Raw genomic sequence first — 16448 nt, 5'->3', positions numbered from 1 at the left:
CATGCCGATCGACACCGACATCGCATCACTGCTGGAGCGACTGGCCGTGACCGAGGCGCCCGCGTCGCTGGACGCGTTGCGACGGGCGACCGATACGACACTGCGGGGCTGGCATGGACCGCTGGAAGCGGTCGACCATACGGAAACCTTCGCGGTGCCCACGCGCGACGGGCAGCAGATTCGCGTGCGGGCTTATTGGCCATCGGTCGCTTCGGAAAGCGCGGCACGCCGGCCGGCGCTCGTTTATGCGCACGGCGGCGGGTGGTGCCTCGGCACGCTCGAGCTATACGACAGTCCATGCCGCGCGCTGGCCAATGCGACGCAATGCGTCGTGCTGTCTGTCGATTACCGGCTTGCGCCGGAGCACCGGTTTCCGGTGCCGCTGGAGGATTTCTGCGATGCGCTGGACTGGGTGGTGCGCGAGGCGGCCGGCCTGGGGCTGGACCCGGCGCGCATCGCCGTCGGCGGCGACAGTGCGGGAGGAAACCTTGCGGCGGCTGCGTGTCTGGTCGCACGTGGGCGGGGCGGCCCGTCGATCGCGCATCAGCTGTTGCTGTATCCGCCGCTGGATGCGTCGATGAGCACGACGTCCTATCGGACTTGCGGGCAGGGCTACTACCTGACGCAAGATGTCATGCGGTATTGCTTCGACATGTACCTGACCGATCCGGCCGACGGCCGGTCACCCTGCGTGTCGCCGCTGCAGGCGGTTTCGCTCGAGGGTTTGCCACCGGCCACGTTGCTGGCCTGCGAGTACGATCCGGTGCGCGACGACGCGCACGCGTATGCGGAGCGATTGCGGGAGGCCAGTGTGGCGGCCGATTTCGTCGTGCTGCCGGGGATGATCCATGCGTGCATCCATATGGCCGGCGTGACGTCGGCAGCCCGCCAGGTGTTCGACGTGGCCGGCGCGCAGATGCGCAAGGCTTTCCAGCGGTGAGCGTATGGCCGAAGGGGGCGGCGCGAGGTGCGTGGAGGGTTGTAGGGTTCGGCGGCCGCGCGATATCGGGAATGGTTGAGTGATTTCTGTGGTTTCGACGGATTGCCTGTTTGATCGGTCACACGGCTGCCGTATTGACGGCCGACAGCAGGTTGACTAGATTCTTCGCATGAAGGCACTTTTCGTCACGACTACGACCACCACCACGACCGCCAATGGCGGGCCGGGAGGAGGTTGCGCGTCGTAGGTCGGTGTGTCGAACCCACCCCAAGCCCCGCCGGAAACGGACGGGGCTTTTTTCATGCTCCGTCTGGCCGGCATCGAACGTCAGCGGAGAACATGATGGATGATTGCGATCGCCGAGTGTCCGGCGACAGAGTCGACCCGTTTCGCCAGAAGGACAACAGCCCGGCCGCATGGCTCACCGGATTCGTGGAAGGCGTGCCGGCGTCGACGCGGATCCTGCTGGTCTTCCAGTTCCTGGTGAATCTGTCGGTGTTCGGGTCGCTGCCGCTGCTTGCCGCGTTCCTGGACATGGAGCGCCATCTGGACGCGAGCAGCGTCGCCAGCGTGCTGACGGTGAATCTGCTGGCGAGCCGGCTGTTGCCGCTGCTGCTGGGTGCGTCGGCGGATCGCTTCAGCAGCCGCGTGCTGACCACGCTCGGTCTGCTTTGCCGTGCGGCCGGGTTTGCAGGATTCGCATTTGCGCGATCGCTTCCGGGCCTGTTGATGTGGGCGTGTCTGTCCGGGCTTGGCGCCGCGCTTTACGAAACGACCGCGTATTCGATCTTCGGCTCGCTCGATGGCGCCATGCGTCCCAAGGTGTTCGCGCTGAACAACCTGGCGCTGAATCTCGGTGCGTTGATCGGTCCGGCGCTGCTGATTGTCGTGCCGAACACGAACGGGGCGCTGCCGTTTCTGGTGAGCGGTGCGGTCTTCACGGCGCTCGCGCTGGTTGCACCGTGGATCGCGGGGCGAAGCAGGCACGACATAGTCGACGCGCATCCGCTGCGTGGCGTGCTGGTCGCGTTTGGCGACCGGCGGTTTCGCCGGCTATGTTGGTCGCTTGTCCCGTTCTGGACCGTGTATACGCAGATTTACGTATTCATCCCGTTGACCTTTTCGCATGGCGCACACGGCTACAACGGCGTGAGGCCGTTCTACATCACGAATGCGCTGATGGGAATCGCCACCGCCTGGCTCGGCATGGGCTGGTTTCAGCGTACGGGCTGGCGATCGATGATGGTGATCGGGCATGCGTCGTTGTGCGGCTGTTTTGCGCTTGCGGCATGGCTGGTCGCCCGCGATCGGGGCGCAGATGCGTCGCTCGCGATCCTGATCGTGTTCGCGATCGTATTCACGTTTGGCGAAAGCCTGATTCTTCCCGCGTCGAACATCGCGCTCGCAGGCCTGACGACGGACGGCAACGCCGGCCGTTATTTCGGTGCGTCGGCGATTTCGTGGGCGATCGGCGGGGTGCTGGGCAACTTCATCGGCAGCGCAGCCGCACGCTGGACGGCGCTCGCGCCGGGATGGGTCATGTTCATGGTGATCGCACTGACCGGCCTGCTCGCCTTCCGCAGCCGGTGGCCACAATAGCCATCAATGCAGTCGACCAGCGCGACCTACCCGCGCCTCCGAACCCGCGCCTTCACACACTTGAACCAAAGCCGCATCGCACCGACCCCGCCCGCCACCGGAACTCGCGGCAACAGGAACGCATCGTCGGACGCCCCGGCGCAGCCGCGCCGGGTCGTCGTCGCGTTGCGGTAGCCGGCGGCGGCGACCTGGTCGCGCACGCGCGGGTCGAGATCGCCGTACGGGTAGCAGAACGATTCGACAGGCTGGCCGCTCAACGCTTCGAGCCGCCGCTTCGATTCGATGATCTGGACTTCCGACACGTGGGCCGGCACGTGCGACAGCGCGACGTGATCGAGCGTATGCGAGCCGATTTCGTGGCCGCGATCGCGCCAAGCGAGCATGTCCGCGCACGTCATGAGTGGCGAGCGCGCCGTATCGGCCCCCGCATCCCAGTCGTTCTCGCCGCCGAACCGGCCGGCGACGAAGTAGCAGGTCGCGGTGAAGCCGAGCGCGTCCAGCACGGGCATCGCATGCGTGAGCACGTTGAGAAAGCCGTCGTCGAACGAAATGCCGAAGACCTTCCCGCTGCGCTCGCCGCGCAGGTACGGCTGCAGTTCGCGCACGCTCAGGCCGCGGTAGCCGAGCCGCCTGAACAGCATCATCTGGCGGCGGAACGCGTCGGGGGCGACGCTCAGGCTGCGCAGCCGGTCGGACGGCGGCGGCAGCGTGCGGATCTGGTGATACATCAGGATCGGGTAGCGCGTGGCGGACAGCAGCATGAGCGGGTCGCGGGAACGGGGAATTACGCGGCCTTGCGGAAAATCCGCAAGGTCTTGAAGTCGCCGACTTCGGTGAAATCGGCATTCGCTGCCCATTGCTCGATGATCGGCTCGGCCTTCCGGTACGCCGACGAGCCCTTGTAGAACAGCAGGTGGCCGTCGCGCGCGGTATGGCGTGCGAACAGGTCGAGCACTTCGGCGTCGGTCTTCGCGCCGTAGCGGCTGTTCGTTTCGTCGCGGAATTCGCACAGATGGAACAGCGTGACGACGTCGAACGCCGGCAGCAGGTCCGTATTGCTCGTATAGATGTCGCCGAAATAGGCCAGGTAGGTCTTGCTCACCTCCGGTTGCCGCGTGACGAGATCGACGTACGACTTGTATTCCTTCGGCGACGCCGTCACGCCGAAGACGGTGTTGTTCAGGTGCGGCCGGGCGCATTCCACGCCGACGTGGTGGTGGCCGCCGGTGCCGAAGTGATAGATGCGGATGCCGTTGAGACGAGCGGATTCCAGCCATTCGACGAAGTGCACGTCGCACGGGCACTCCTGCGTGCGCAGGTCCCAGTACTTCTTCCAGATGTTCATTGCCATTAAACGGACCTCATGGATGTCACCCAACGATAGGGGTTGTGTCGAATCGATTTCTGATAGACGGACAACGTCGCATCGACGAACCGGTCGAACGAGAACTCGCGCTTGCCCTTCAGCCGCGCGCTGCGTCCCATCGCCCGCACGCACGCGGGCTCGCGCACGATCGCGCGCAGGATGGCCTCGATCGCCTCGGGCTCGCGCGGCGGGACGACCCAGCCGTCCACGCCCGGCTCGACGTTCTCGGGCAGCCCGCCCACGCGCGTCACGATCGCGGGGCAGCCGAGCGACATCGCCTCGCGGCACGCATACGACAGGCTCTCGTGGTACGACAGCACGAACGACACGTCGATGATCGAGAACGGCGCGCGCACATCGTCGACGCGCCCAGTGAAAGCGGTGCGCGACGCCATGTGGTGCCGCTCGATCTGCTCGCGTTGCTCGCCGGACGGTTCCGCGCCGACCAGCAGCACGCGAAACCGCTCGCGCTCGTGTTCGGGCAGGCGGCCCAGCGCCGCGATCAGGTCCATCCAGCCTTTCTCCGGCGCGGTGCCGGCGCTGCTGCCCAGCACGATCGCATCCGCGCCGGACGGCCCGAACAGCGCGATCTTGCGGCGGCGGATTTCGTCGCCGGCCAGCTGTTCCGCGGCCTGCCGGCGCACGCCGTGCTTGACGACCGTGACGTTGCCGTACGGCGACCGGAGCGCAAGCATGCTCGCCACGTAGTCGCTGACCGCGATGGTGTGGTCGGTTGCCAGCCGGGCGCGCAGCACGTTGCCGAAGCTGTCGGCGCGATAGGTGTTGTGCTTGGTGAGCACGACCGCGGGCCGGTACCGGCAGCCGAGCAGCGCGAGCATCACCTGCCGGTGATCGGCGGACCCGTTGACGTGGATGATGTCGAAGCGCTCGGCGCGGATCCGCTGGCGCAGCCGGACGATTTCCTGGCACAGCCGGTTCCAGCGCGGCTTGAATTCCATGTCGAAGATCGCCACGTCGGGACTGTCCTTCAGCAGTCGCGACAGGCGGCTGCCTTCCGGCGACGCGACGGTCACGCGATGGTGCCGGCTCATCGCGGCGGCGAGGTCGCGGACGTAGGTGTCCTGGCCGCCGCCGTAGTCGCCGTGGAAGTTGGTATACAGAATGTTCATCACGATGCTGCCTTTCCTCGATCATTCATTTGGCAGGACTGCTGAGAAAATGAATGCCTCAACGTGTTGAAAGCAATGACTCGAACCCGGTTCCGCATTGCCGATGCGTGATTGCGCACCGATGCCCGGATGGGGGCACCGCGAAACGTTTCGAAATATTACAGACGCATTACGTGCCGTAGTGTCGAGGTCTGCGCATCTTTGTGAGGATGTGTCGCGATCGATTGCAGTGTCGTCACATCGTGCGATGCCGCGGTGGGGGAGGGGGGAATCCCGGCGGCGCGGTTTCCTGCCGACGGCATGTGAACCGTGGCGATTCCGGCGCGAACAGTGGCGTGGCCCGATTACCCTCGCCGACCGGGCCGGAAAAACAGGCCCGAAGCGAGCAGGAAGCAATCAGGAAGCGGGCAGGATCGCGACAAAACCCGGTTTTTCGACGACATCCGGACGCAAATCAACCCGTCCGACTTTCAGATTTGAAAGCCGGGGGGCCATTTGCGTTAGAATGCCCCCCCTGTCCGCCATGGCGACCGCCAAAGGCGGACTCGTCGCACCCAGAGAGACGTGGGTTTCGATTCGTAGCCGGGCGCGAAAGTTAGCCAGCCGTTAGCAACATACGCTTTGTGATTTGGATTACTAATGAAGAAGAAGCACAACATCACCAAGTACATCGTTGTCGCGATGATTCTTGGTATCGCCGTGGGTTACGCCTGCCATAGCGCATTTCCCGACCCGGCCATGGCGAAGGAGGTCGCCGGGTACGTGTCGTTGCTGTCCGACGTGTTCCTGCGCCTGATCAAGATGATCATCGCGCCGCTGGTATTTGCGACGCTGACCGTCGGCATCGCGCAGATGGGCGACGGCAGCGCGGTAGGCCGCGTCGGCGTCAAGGCGTTCGGCTGGTTCTTCATCGCTTCGTTTACGTCGTTGCTGCTCGGCCTGCTGACCGCAACGATCCTGCAACCGGGCAGCCACCTGAGCCTGCCGCTGCCGGCATCCGATGCAGCCCTCAACCTGAAGACGGGCGCCTTCACGCTGAAGGATTTCGTGGTCCACCTGGTGCCGAAGTCGATCGCGGAAGCAATGGCGAACAACGAAATCCTGCAGATCGTCATCTTCTCGATCTTCTTCGGCACCGCGCTGTCGGCGCTCGGCGAATCGGGCAAGCGCCTGACCGGCGTGATCGACGATCTCGCGCAGGTGATGCTGAAGGTCACGGGCGCCGTGATGTGGTTCGCGCCGGTCGCGGTGTTCGCGGCGCTGGCGTCGACGATCACCACCCAGGGGCTCGGCATCCTGCTCACGTTCGCGAAGTTCATGGCGAGCTTCTACCTGGCACTGGCGTTGCTGTGGGGCGTGCTGACGCTCGCCGGCGTGACGTTCCTCGGCAAGCGCGCGTTCACGCTGATCCGGCTGATCCGCGAGCCGTTCCTGCTGTCGTTCGCGACGGCGAGTTCCGAGGCCGCCTACCCGAAGCTGCTGGATGCGCTCGACCGCTTCGGCGTAAACCGCAAGATCTCGAGCTTCGTGCTGCCGATCGGCTATTCGTTCAACCTCGACGGCTCGATGATGTACTGCACGTTCGCGGTGCTGTTCATCGCGCAGGTGTACGGCATCCATCTGCCGCTGGGCACGCAGATCACGATGCTGCTGATGCTGATGGTCACGTCGAAGGGGATGGCGGGCGTGCCGCGCGCGTCGCTGGTCGTGATCGCGGCGACGCTCAACCAGTTCAACATGCCCGAAGCCGGGTTGCTGCTGATCATGGGCGTCGACATGTTCCTCGACATGGGGCGCTCGGCCACCAACGCCGTCGGCAACTCGATCGCGGCTGCCGTGGTCGCGAAGTGGGAAGGGCAGCTCGATGCCCCGCGCGACGACGACGATCCGGACAACGGACGCGTCATGAAGGTGAAGGTGCCGGAGACCTCGGCATCGGCTTGATGCGTGGCGGTGCGGCAGTGCAGCAGTGCGGCGTTAGTGGCGCGTTGCCTGCCCCGCGGTAACGGACGATCGCCGGCCTGGATTCGCAATGGATTCAGGCCGGCGATTTGTCGGGTGCAATGAATCCGCGTTGAATGCCGTGGCTTTTCCCGATTCTCCGAAACAGGCACTCGCCGTTTCAATCGATCGTCGCTGAACCCGCGGCGATATTCCCGCAGGCACGAGCCTGAATTTCCCGATCCCCGATTCGATGCGCAAGTGACCATTCACTGTCGCGCAGTCATGCTTGCCGCCGGCGCGCAGGGGCGCCACGGGCGATGCCGTCGAAGCCGTTCCCGCGAAAAGCGCAATGACGCGCGCGATCCGCAATTTTTTTCGATTTATATAACGCTATTCTCGCGCTGCGCATGATCGAACGCATGCCGTACGTAATACCGACTGCGCCGGATGCTTCAGCGGAAGAATTGACGTATTGCGGCTTTCAAGCCATCCGGCCGGCCCTTCATATGAGTGTTCGCACCATTCAGGAGCGCATCCGTCATGGTCGCCAGACAACGGTTTCAGGCCGCGCTGCTCGCCGCGGCGATCGCCGCGATTACCCCGCCCGTTCACGCACGCAACACCACCGACTGGCTGGCAAACACGTACGGCACGCTTGCGGCCCACGTCGGCAACGTCGCGCGTGCGATGTGGGTCGCGCCTGAAGGCGTGATCTATACGGCGTCGATGTGGGACGAGGACGAAGGCGGTGTCGCGATTTACCAGAACGGCAAGAGCGTCGGCTCGATCGGCACGCACTCGGAGTTCCAGGGCAGCGCGATCACGGGCAACGCGACCTCGCTGTTCGTCGCGCTGCAGCCCGGCAAGACGTACGGCAGCGGCGCGGTGGGGCGCTACATCCGTTCGACGAAGTATCGCGACCGCGTGATCCAGGTCAGCGCGGCCACCAACCAGCCGCGCATCGACGTCGTCACCGGGCTCGCGACGGCCGGCTCGCTGCTTTATGCGAGCGACTTCTACGGCAATCGCGTGCGCGTGTTCACCACCGACGGCGTGTGGCAGCGGGATATCGGCGTATCGGAGCCGGGCGCGCTCGCGCTGGACGCAGCGGGCAACGTGTGGGTGGCGCAGAAGCGCGCAGGCTCGATCGTCGGCTTCAGCCCGGCCGGTGCGCTGCTGAACACGATCCGGATGCCGTCCGGGTCGCAGCCGTCGGCGCTGTATTTCGATGCGGCGGCCGGGCAGCTGCTGGTGGGCGACGAAGGCCCGGACCAGAACATCAAGCGCTATACGGTGTCGGGCCGGCCCGCGCTGGCCGGCACCTTCGGCGTGCGCGGCGGCTATCTCGACACGACGACGGGCATCAAGGGGCAGGTCGGTGCGCAGCGCTTCACGCGCATCGTCGGGATCGGCAAGGACACCGGCGGCAATCTCTACGTGCTCAACAATCCATGGGGCGGCAGCTGGGATCTCGGCCGCAACGGCGCGACCGACATTCATGCGTACAGCAGCACCGGCAGCCTGCGGTGGACGCTGCAGTCGCTGAACTTCGAAGGCATCGCCGCGCCGGACCCGGTCACGGACGGTGCGCTGTTCTACGGCGGCACGCACGTGTACGGCGGCAGCGCGGGCGGCAGGTTCATCGCGAACACGGTCGATCCGTTCACGTACCCGGCCGATCCGCGCATCGACATGAACGACACGCAGCGCGACGAGCATTTCGGTCTGCTCACGTCGGTGGGCGCGAACCGGATTCTCGTCGCGGCCGGCCAGAACCCGCCGGTCTTCTACTTCTTCCACTTCAACGCGGCGAACGGCTATGTCGCGATTCCGGACGGCTCGATCCCGGGCCCCGCGTTCAACACGACGCGGCGCGTGACGGGCGGTTTCAGCGTCGACAGCAAGGGCGGCGTGTGGGCCGGTCTCGACAAGACCGGCGCGATTACCCACTACCCGCTGACCGGCTTCGATGCGAGCGGCAAGCCGTCGTGGGGGCCGGGTGTCGCGACCCGCGTGCCCGACAGCATCCAGCCGCTCACGCGCATCGTCTATCTCGCGGACAGCGACACGATGGTGCTCGCGCAAGGCGCGATCGGGACCAACGACTGGACGTCGATCGGCACGCGCATCGAGGTGTATCACGGCTGGAGCGCGGGCAATACGACGAAGCCGGACCCGGTGATCACGCTGCCGCACAGCGGCGCGAAATCGATCGACGCGGTGGGCAACCATCTGTTCGTCGGCTACTGGTTCAGCAGCAGCGGGCCGCTGTGGCCGAACGTCGACGCGTTCAACCTGACGACCGGCACTCTCGATACGACGCTGGTCAACGCGAGCCCCGCGACCGTGGATACCAGCAGCGCGATCGATGCGATGTACAGCATTCGCGCATACCGCCGGTCGAACGGCGAGTACGTGGTGATGAAGAACAACGTGAAAGGCAACAGCATCACCGTGTACCGGTGGACGCCTTGATGAACGCGCGGCCGCCTCGACCGGCGGCCGGGCTCGCGAACGCCTCATCGTATTCGTCGCGATTTCGCGGGATTTCCACCGCGCATCCACGCAATTTCCACATCACGCGTTCGTAATGAGCGGCGTGCGCAACGCGCGCCTCACCGCCCGCCGGGCGGCCGTTCCAAACCTCACGACGCGGAAAAGCGGTTCCGGGCACAATGACAGCGGCACCGGCAGGCACTGCGCGTGCCCACGACGATGAACCGGATCGACTGACGGGTTGCGCCGGCGCATTGCAGCGCCGGTGAACTCGCGCGGCATGCCCCATGCCGCGTTTTTTATGCCGAAGTGACGAAACAATGAAGATGAAAACGACACCGAACCGCCTGTTTCTGATCGCCGCCCTGGCCGGCGCGATGAGCGGCCCAGTCCACGCAGAGACGCCGGCGGCCGCCGCGACCGTTGCGACGGTCAACGGCACGCCGATCACGCAGGCCGACGTCGACACGTTGCTGCGCGCGTCCGGGCAACCCGACTCGCCGCAGGTCCGCCAGGCGATCAAGAATCAGCTGATTACGCGCGTGCTGGTCCAGCAGGCCGCCGAGAAGGCGAACTACGCCGACAAGCCCGAGGTCAAGGCGGCGGTGCAGCAGGCGAAAGCGAATGCCGAAGTGCAGCTTTACCTGCGCGACAACGTGAAGCCCGAGCCGGTGACCGACGAGCAGGTCAAGGCGCGCTACGACGAGCTCGTGGCGTCGCTCGGCAAGAACGAGTACAAGCCGCGCCTGATCATCGTCCAGGATCCGGTGACGGCCGCGACAGTGCTGAGCGAACTGAAGGCGGGCAAGTCGTTCGACGGGCTGGCGCGCCAGTACAGCATCGCGCCGAGCCGCGACAGCGGCGGCGAGTTGCCGTGGGTGAGCTTCCACACGCCGGCGGCGGAAGGCAAGACGTCCGGCTTGCCGCTGCCGGTCGCGCAGGCGCTCGAGAAACTGACGGTCGGTGCCGCGACGAAGGATTCGATCCCGGTCGACGGCGTGCGGGCGATCGTGAAGCTGGATGCGAAGCGGCCGACGCAGGTGCCGGGTTTCGCGACCGCGAAGCCGGCGCTGCAGCAGCAACTGCAGGCGGCCGCCGTGGAGAAGGCGAGCGCGCAGATGATCGGCAACCTGCTGAAGGACGCGAAGATCACGCAGTAACGCGGCGGCGTCGAAACGCCGCGCGTCACGCGCGCCAGATCATGCTCGCGCTCGTGTCGGTTTCCGACGCGACGCGAAAGCCGAGCCGTTCGTAGAGCCGCCGCGCCGGGTTGCCGTGCAGCACGCTGAGCGATACCGGCACGTGCGCGCGCGCCGCGTCGGCCAGCAACGCGTTCAGCACGGCTTCGCCGATGCCCCGGCCCTGGTGATCGGGGAGGATCTGGATCTGGTGAACGTGCCACTCGTCGGCGGCGCGTGTCACCTTCAGCAAGCCGATTGCGTCGTCGGCGTCGCAGACGATCATCGCATCGTCGAAGTTCGCGCGAATGCGACGGTCGTGCGCTGCGTCGTCGGTGGGCGCGCCGACGCGTTGCAGGTGCACGGTCATCGTGAGCCGACGCAGGGTCAGCAGGAACGGCAGGTCGGCGGCGCATGCCGGGCGCAGGCGGATTGCGTGTGTCATCGTGCGGACTCGTACGTTCGTTCGGGACGGGAGCGCCGACGGAAAGGTCGAACCCCGCAGCGCATCATCCGCGATGGCGGGAAGCCGGTCAAAGGACGCAACGCCGAATCCGGCGCGCATGCGTGGCCGATCATCCGGCGCGCCGGCCCGAGTGCGGGCGCACATCGGCGAGATTGGCGATCAGCGTGTCGATCACGACGCGCTTCAGGCTCACGAGCGCCGAAGGCGCATCGCCTCCGCCCGCATGAAGGCACACGTCGACGGACGGCAGCGGCGGCAGGCCGTCGCGCTCGCCGAGCTGCCGCAGCGCCGGCGGCACACCCGCCATCGTTCTCGATGTAATGCCCAGGCCGCCGGCGACGCCGGCCCACAGGCTTTGCAGGCTGCCGGTCGTGTAGGCGAGCCGCCACGGGATGCCGGCCTTGTCGAGCGCGTCGGTACCCGCCTTGCGGAACAGGCACGGCGGCTTGTACAGCGCAAGATCGAGCGGTGCGCCGGCACGCGGACGCACGTCGATGCCTTGCGGCCCGATCCACGCCATCGGCAGCGTGACCAGGTGTTCGGCGTCGGCGCGATGCCCGCGACCCATCGCGAGCACGATGTCGAGTTCGCCGCCATCGAGCCGGTCGAGCAACGCGCCGTTGCCGTCGACGACGATGTCGACGCGCACGCCCGGATGCGTGCGCTTGAACCGGCCGAGCGCGACCGGCAGCCACGATTCGGCGAAATCGCCGGGCAACCCGAATCGCACGGCGCCGTCGATCGCCGCGCCGCGGATCGCGCCGACCGCCTCGTCGTTCAGTTCGAGAATGCGGCGCGCATAGGACAGCATCAGCTCGCCGGCTTCGGTCGGCACGAGGCCGCGCCCCTGGCGGCGAAACAGCGGCTGGCCGATCTGCGTTTCGAGCTTGCGCATCTGCTGGCTGACCGCCGACTGCGAGCGGCCGATCCGGTCGGCGGCGCGGTTGAGGCTGCCGAGCCGATCCGCGGCAATCAGCGTGCGCAGCGCATCCATGTCGAGATTCGGAAGCGTCATGATTCGGTTTTTCTTATAAGTTAGTTTCGAATTATCGTATTTATTGCAGATTCCCGTCGCTACCATCAAGTGAACCGGTCGATTCGGTTCACGGGGATGCGCGCGATACGCGGCTGCGGATGTCCGTGAGATTGCTTCCCTTCTTTCCGACAAGGACATTGAATGAAAATCGGCTCGATATTCCGCCTAGGCTTTCCCGGCATGCTGCTGGCCGCGTCGATGATTCCCGGTGACGCATCGGCCGCGCCGTCGCTCGCGGGGACGTGGACGCTGGTCGCGGCGGACGTACAACATCCCGACGGCACGATCGGCCGCGACTACGGTGCCGATCCGACGGGCCTGCTGCTGATCGACGCGCACGGGAACTACTCGCTGCAGATCTTCAAGTCGGAACGCCCGCGCTTCGCGTCGAACGACAAGGCGACCGGCACGCCGGAGGAATTCCGTGACGCCGTGCTCGGCTCGAGTACCCACTACGGCACGCTGAGCGTCGATCCCGCGAACCACACGCTGGCGTTTCACATCAGCAATGCGTCGTACCCGAACTGGGCCGGGCAAACGCAGACGCGCACCTATCAATTGAAGGACGGCGAGCTGAGCTACCGCGTTCCGCCGCGTGCCAACGGCGACATTCCGATCTCGGTGTGGCGGCGAAAGGATTGAACCGGGAGGCCGTTCGATACGTGACGCATGCGGCCGTGAGGCCGTGATCGCGGCCGTTCCGGCACGCGCCGGGTAGCCGGCGCCACACGCCGTTTCCGCCGGCCCGCGCAAGCCGCAGCCGCCGGCCCGGCGAGCCGGATCAGAGGCCGCGGCTTCCCGTGCCTCCCCCACCGGTATTCCTCCGTCAGCCCTGTCCGCATATCATGCGCACATCGCGCACCTGCCGGCCGCAGGCGCCGCCGCTTCCGACGCGGCGGTGCGTCTGCCTGCACGGCGCAGCACACAGGGATTCTCGATGGACACCAAACGATCGCGGCCGGGCCTCGTCGCCGCGCTGCTCTGGGCGGCGCTGTATCTCGCGACCGGCTATATCTCGCACGAGTTCAACGGCCCCGTCCGGCTGACGGGCTACATCTGGCTGCCGGCCGGCGTGACGGTCGGCGCGTTCATGCTGCGGCCGATGCGCGAATGGCTGACGCTGGCCGGCGCGTTCCTGGCCGGGCAGCTCGCGCTGACCGGCATCGAACACGGCAGTCTGGTCAACGCGGTGCTGTTCACGGTCGACGAGGTCGGCGCCGCCGCGCTCGCGGTGTGGCTCGTCCAGCGCGTGCGGTTCTCGCTGGAAGGGCTGTATTTCCTGCGCTCGGTGATCCTCGCCGGCCTGATCGCGGGCGTGATCGGCGCGATCGGCGGCGCGGCGTGGTACACGGCGGTCAAGGGCGCGCCGTTCCTCGACGTGTGGTCGGTGTGGGCCGCGTCCGATTTCGTCGGCGTGCTGCTGGTCACGCCGGTGCTCGCGTCATGGTCGCGCTTTCGCGCGCACCGCTCGGGCGACCACGAGCGCTTCGACCTGGTACTCGGCATCGTCGCGTTCGCGCTGCTCGTGATCGGCGCACTCGTGATCTTCGACGGCGACACGTCGAAGAAATTCGGCACGGGCGCCGGCTTTGCGCTGACGTATATCCCGCTGTTCCTGACCGTCGCCGTGACGCTGCTGCTCGGCGGCCGTGCGGGTTCGTCGTCGGTGCTGGTGCTCGCGCTGATCGTGATCGAGCAGACCGCGCAGGGCGACGGCCCGTTCGCGTCGTTCCATGAGCACTACGGCAGTTCGCTGCTCGAGGCGCAGCTTTACCTGGCGGTCGCGTCGCTGCTGGTGCTGACGGTGAGCACGCTGAAGACGACGCGCGAGCGCGTGCACGAGCATGCGGCGGTCCTGCAGAACAACATGGAGCTCGCGCTCGCGAGCGCCGGCCAGATCGCGTACGTGCTCGATCCGGAATCGGGGCGGATCGAGTGGAGCGGCGACGTCGAGCGCGTGTTTGGTGTCGGCGTCGACGCGGCGCAGATCGCAAGCGTGTCGCTCGTGCTCGAACGTGTGCAGCCGGGCGACCGCGATGCGTTGAGCGACTACTGGAACGCGGAGATCGCCGGCGAGGATCGTGCGTCGCTGTCGCTGCGTATCGTGCAGCGCGACGGCGGCACGCAGACGATCACCGATCACGGCGCACCGTTGCTCGACTCGAATGTCGACGTGACGGTGGTGGCAGGCGTCTGGCAGCTCGAGCGCGTGTGGCCGGCGGACGAATGAGCGGGGACGCGTCATGACGGGCCGCACGGGCGTCCTGCTGATCCACGGGCTCGGCGGCACGCAATACGATCTCGGTTCGCTGCACAAGGCGGTGCGGCGCGCGGGCGGCGATACGCACATGATCACGCTGCCGGGGCACGGCACGCGCCCCGAGGATCTGGTCGGCGTGCGCGCGGAGGCATGGCTCGACGCGGTGACCGAGCAGTATCGCGCGCTGGAGAACGAGTACGACACCGTGCATGTCGCGGGCATGTGCATGGGCGCGCTGGTCGCGCTGCTGCTGTGCCACCGCGTGCAGCATGCGCGCGGCCGGCTCGCGCTGCTGGCCACGCCGGTGTTCATTGACGGCTGGTCGACGCCGTGGTATCGGGCGTTGCGGCATGTGCTGTATCGCGTGCCGGGTGTCGCGGAGCGGATGCGCGTCGAGGAAGGCGATCCGTTCGGCATCAAGAACGCGACGATCCGCGCGATCGTGAAGAAGAAGTTCGAGCGCGAGGACAGTTTCCACTATGCGTGGGTGCCGCTCGCGTGCGTGCGCCAGGTCGACCGGATGCGTAACTGGGCGCTCGAGGCGGCAGCCGGCACGCCGTGCGCGACGCTCGTGCTGCATGCGCGCGAGGACGAACTGACGAGCCTGCGCTCGGCGGATTTCCTGCTCGCGAAGATGCCCGACGCGCGCGGGATCGTGCTCGAGAACAGCTACCACATGATCTGCGCGGACAACGATCGCGACGACGTCGCGCGCCACGTGCTCGAATTCTTCGGGTTCGATCCGGTGCATGCGGTCAGCCCGGCGATGGCGCGCAGGATGGGGCGGATGGCGCCGTGACGAACGCTTACGCCGCTTCCGGGGGATGCGCGATCCGCGCCCGGATCTCGGGCGACGCAAGACACGTGGCTGTACCCTCGCCAATTTGCCCGGCCGACGGATGTCCCGCCCTTGCCTGCGTTTGTAAAGAAGCTACGGCGCCGGCATCCAGCGACGCGTGCCGGTCCGGCACGCGTCGCCGGACTCAGATATGACCCAGCAGCACGAGTATCACGACGATGACGACGATCAACCCGACCGAGCCCGACGGCCAGTAGCCCCAGCTTCGGCTGTGCGGCCACGCCGGAAATGCCCCGATGAGCAGCAGAATCAGAATGATGATGAGGATCGTACCGAGCATCGCACCCCTCCTGACGTCGTGAATGGACGGTGCCTCCCGCCGCAATTCGTGTGCCGCGGCGAGGGCGGGCGAAAGCCGGCGCAAGCGCACGGTTGGAATGCCTGAAATTCACCCGATGAATACCCGCCGATTCAGAAAATAAAGTTTGAAAATGCATCCCCGCCCCCTATGCTGAATCCTTCTGATCTGGCGGGCATGCGATGGCTGAACTTTTTCTGGTACGGCACGGGCAGGCGTCCTTCGGCACGGACGACTACGACCGGCTTTCCCCGGCGGGCGAGCGGCAGGGCGTCTGGCTCGGCGAATACTTTGCGCAGCAAGGCCTGGCGTTCGACCGCGTGATCTGCGGCACGATGAACCGCCACGCGCAGACGGTCGACGCGATCCTGCGCGGGATGGGCCGCGAGGGCGCGGAGATCGACCGCCATCCCGGCCTGAACGAATACGACTTCCACGGCCTGTTCGCCGCCGCCGCGCACGACTACCCGGACATCGCCCGCCTCGCGGCCGGCTCGATGAAGGAGCATTTCCGCGCGCTGCGGCAGGTGCTGCAGCTCTGGTCGGAAGACAAGCTCGGCGATTCGGCCCCCGAGACCTGGTCGCACTTCCAGCAGCGCGTGGCCGATGCCCGCGCGGCCATCCGCCACGGCGGCGGCCAGCGCGTGCTGACGGTGAGCTCCGGCGGCCCGATCGCGGTCACCGTGCAGCAGGTGCTGGCCGCCCCGCCGTCGAGCGCGATCGCGCTGAACCTGCAGATCCGCAACAGCAGCCTTTCGCAGTTTTTTTTCAACGCCGATGCATTCCACCTCGCGTCGTTCAACGGCATCCCGCATCTGGAGGATCCCGAACGACACGCGCTGCGAACCTACGGCTGACCCACGAACGATCGCGACG

The 16448-nt window shown here is 66.5% G+C and carries 15 protein-coding genes; 9 read left to right on the top strand and 6 right to left on the bottom strand.

Annotated features, from left to right (window positions below):
• Position 1 precedes the first annotated feature (1 nt).
• Together ACTJLD_RS05450 and ACTJLD_RS05445 are read left to right on the top strand one after the other, a co-directional pair.
• Positions 2-940 (top strand): alpha/beta hydrolase, encoded by a 939-nt coding sequence (locus ACTJLD_RS05450; protein WP_440658227.1) that lies wholly within the window; start codon positions 2-4, stop codon positions 938-940.
• Positions 941-1303: 363 nt separating this feature from the next.
• Positions 1304-2539 (top strand): MFS transporter, encoded by a 1236-nt coding sequence (locus tag ACTJLD_RS05445; protein WP_440658226.1) that lies wholly within the window; start codon positions 1304-1306, stop codon positions 2537-2539.
• A gap of 26 nt (positions 2540-2565) precedes the next feature.
• Here ACTJLD_RS05445 and ACTJLD_RS05440 read toward each other — a convergent pair whose 3' ends face one another.
• The 3 genes from ACTJLD_RS05440 to ACTJLD_RS05430 are packed head-to-tail and all read right to left on the bottom strand — an operon-like array spanning position 2566 to position 5035.
• Positions 2566-3300, bottom strand: coding sequence for a polysaccharide deacetylase family protein (locus ACTJLD_RS05440; RefSeq protein ID WP_136470042.1), 735 nt, complete (start codon positions 3298-3300; stop codon positions 2566-2568).
• 23 nt (positions 3301-3323) lie between these two features.
• A complete protein-coding gene (locus ACTJLD_RS05435; RefSeq protein ID WP_226113248.1) occupies positions 3324-3890 on the bottom strand; it encodes a hypothetical protein in 567 nt (188 codons plus the stop codon).
• Positions 3890-5035 carry a glycosyltransferase gene (locus ACTJLD_RS05430; protein WP_060172432.1) on the bottom strand — a complete coding sequence of 382 codons (1146 nt, stop codon included), beginning with the start codon at positions 5033-5035 and terminating at the stop codon, positions 3890-3892. The genes ACTJLD_RS05435 and ACTJLD_RS05430 overlap by 1 nt, the downstream gene beginning before the upstream one ends.
• Before the next feature lie 639 nt (positions 5036-5674).
• Between ACTJLD_RS05430 and ACTJLD_RS05425 the strand changes: the two genes are divergently transcribed.
• The 3 genes from ACTJLD_RS05425 (at position 5675) to ACTJLD_RS05415 (ending at position 10635) form a co-directional block, all read left to right on the top strand.
• Entirely contained in the window at positions 5675-6979 is a 1305-nt protein-coding gene (locus ACTJLD_RS05425) for a dicarboxylate/amino acid:cation symporter (protein ID WP_060083017.1), read from the top strand.
• A gap of 540 nt (positions 6980-7519) precedes the next feature.
• Complete coding sequence (locus ACTJLD_RS05420; protein ID WP_440658225.1) at positions 7520-9454, top strand: SMP-30/gluconolactonase/LRE family protein; 1935 nt, start codon at positions 7520-7522, stop codon at positions 9452-9454.
• A 341-nt stretch (positions 9455-9795) separates the two neighbouring features.
• A complete protein-coding gene (locus ACTJLD_RS05415) occupies positions 9796-10635 on the top strand; it encodes a peptidylprolyl isomerase (RefSeq protein ID WP_027790068.1) in 840 nt (279 codons plus the stop codon).
• Between the two features lie 25 nt (positions 10636-10660).
• On the opposite strand, the gene ACTJLD_RS05410 is transcribed toward ACTJLD_RS05415, so the two are convergent.
• Both ACTJLD_RS05410 and ACTJLD_RS05405 read right to left on the bottom strand, forming a co-directional pair.
• The gene (locus ACTJLD_RS05410; protein ID WP_371142631.1) at positions 10661-11098 is read right to left on the bottom strand and encodes a GNAT family N-acetyltransferase; all 438 of its coding nucleotides are present in this window, start codon (positions 11096-11098) and stop codon (positions 10661-10663) included.
• A 130-nt stretch (positions 11099-11228) separates the two neighbouring features.
• Positions 11229-12134, bottom strand: a complete 906-nt coding sequence (locus ACTJLD_RS05405) for a LysR substrate-binding domain-containing protein (protein ID WP_060318348.1) — start codon at positions 12132-12134, stop codon at positions 11229-11231.
• A 162-nt stretch (positions 12135-12296) separates the two neighbouring features.
• Here ACTJLD_RS05405 and ACTJLD_RS05400 point away from each other — a divergent pair, with 162 nt between their 5' ends.
• The 3 genes from ACTJLD_RS05400 to ACTJLD_RS05390 all read left to right on the top strand — a co-directional run bounded on the left by ACTJLD_RS05400 (position 12297) and on the right by ACTJLD_RS05390 (position 15214).
• Positions 12297-12797 (top strand): lipocalin-like domain-containing protein, encoded by a 501-nt coding sequence (locus ACTJLD_RS05400; protein ID WP_440658223.1) that lies wholly within the window; start codon positions 12297-12299, stop codon positions 12795-12797.
• 295 nt (positions 12798-13092) lie between these two features.
• Positions 13093-14385 carry an MASE1 domain-containing protein gene (locus tag ACTJLD_RS05395; RefSeq protein ID WP_027790065.1) on the top strand — a complete coding sequence of 431 codons (1293 nt, stop codon included), beginning with the start codon at positions 13093-13095 and terminating at the stop codon, positions 14383-14385.
• 13 nt (positions 14386-14398) lie between these two features.
• Positions 14399-15214, top strand: a complete 816-nt coding sequence (locus ACTJLD_RS05390; protein WP_060172422.1) for an alpha/beta hydrolase — start codon at positions 14399-14401, stop codon at positions 15212-15214.
• A gap of 184 nt (positions 15215-15398) precedes the next feature.
• Here ACTJLD_RS05390 and ACTJLD_RS05385 read toward each other — a convergent pair whose 3' ends face one another.
• Positions 15399-15554: a DUF3309 family protein gene (locus ACTJLD_RS05385; RefSeq protein ID WP_021158044.1), complete on the bottom strand. Its 156-nt coding sequence runs from the start codon at positions 15552-15554 to the stop codon at positions 15399-15401.
• Between the two features lie 200 nt (positions 15555-15754).
• Between ACTJLD_RS05385 and ACTJLD_RS05380 the strand changes: the two genes are divergently transcribed.
• A complete protein-coding gene (locus ACTJLD_RS05380; protein ID WP_440658222.1) occupies positions 15755-16429 on the top strand; it encodes a histidine phosphatase family protein in 675 nt (224 codons plus the stop codon).
• The last annotated feature ends 19 nt before the right edge of the window (positions 16430-16448 follow it).

The organism is Burkholderia sp. 22088 (assembly GCF_052045915.1).
Taxonomy (GTDB): Bacteria; Pseudomonadota; Gammaproteobacteria; order Burkholderiales; family Burkholderiaceae; genus Burkholderia; species Burkholderia cepacia.
The sequence above is the reverse complement of the archived record's forward strand: the minus strand, read 5'-3'. Positions and strand labels throughout refer to the sequence as shown.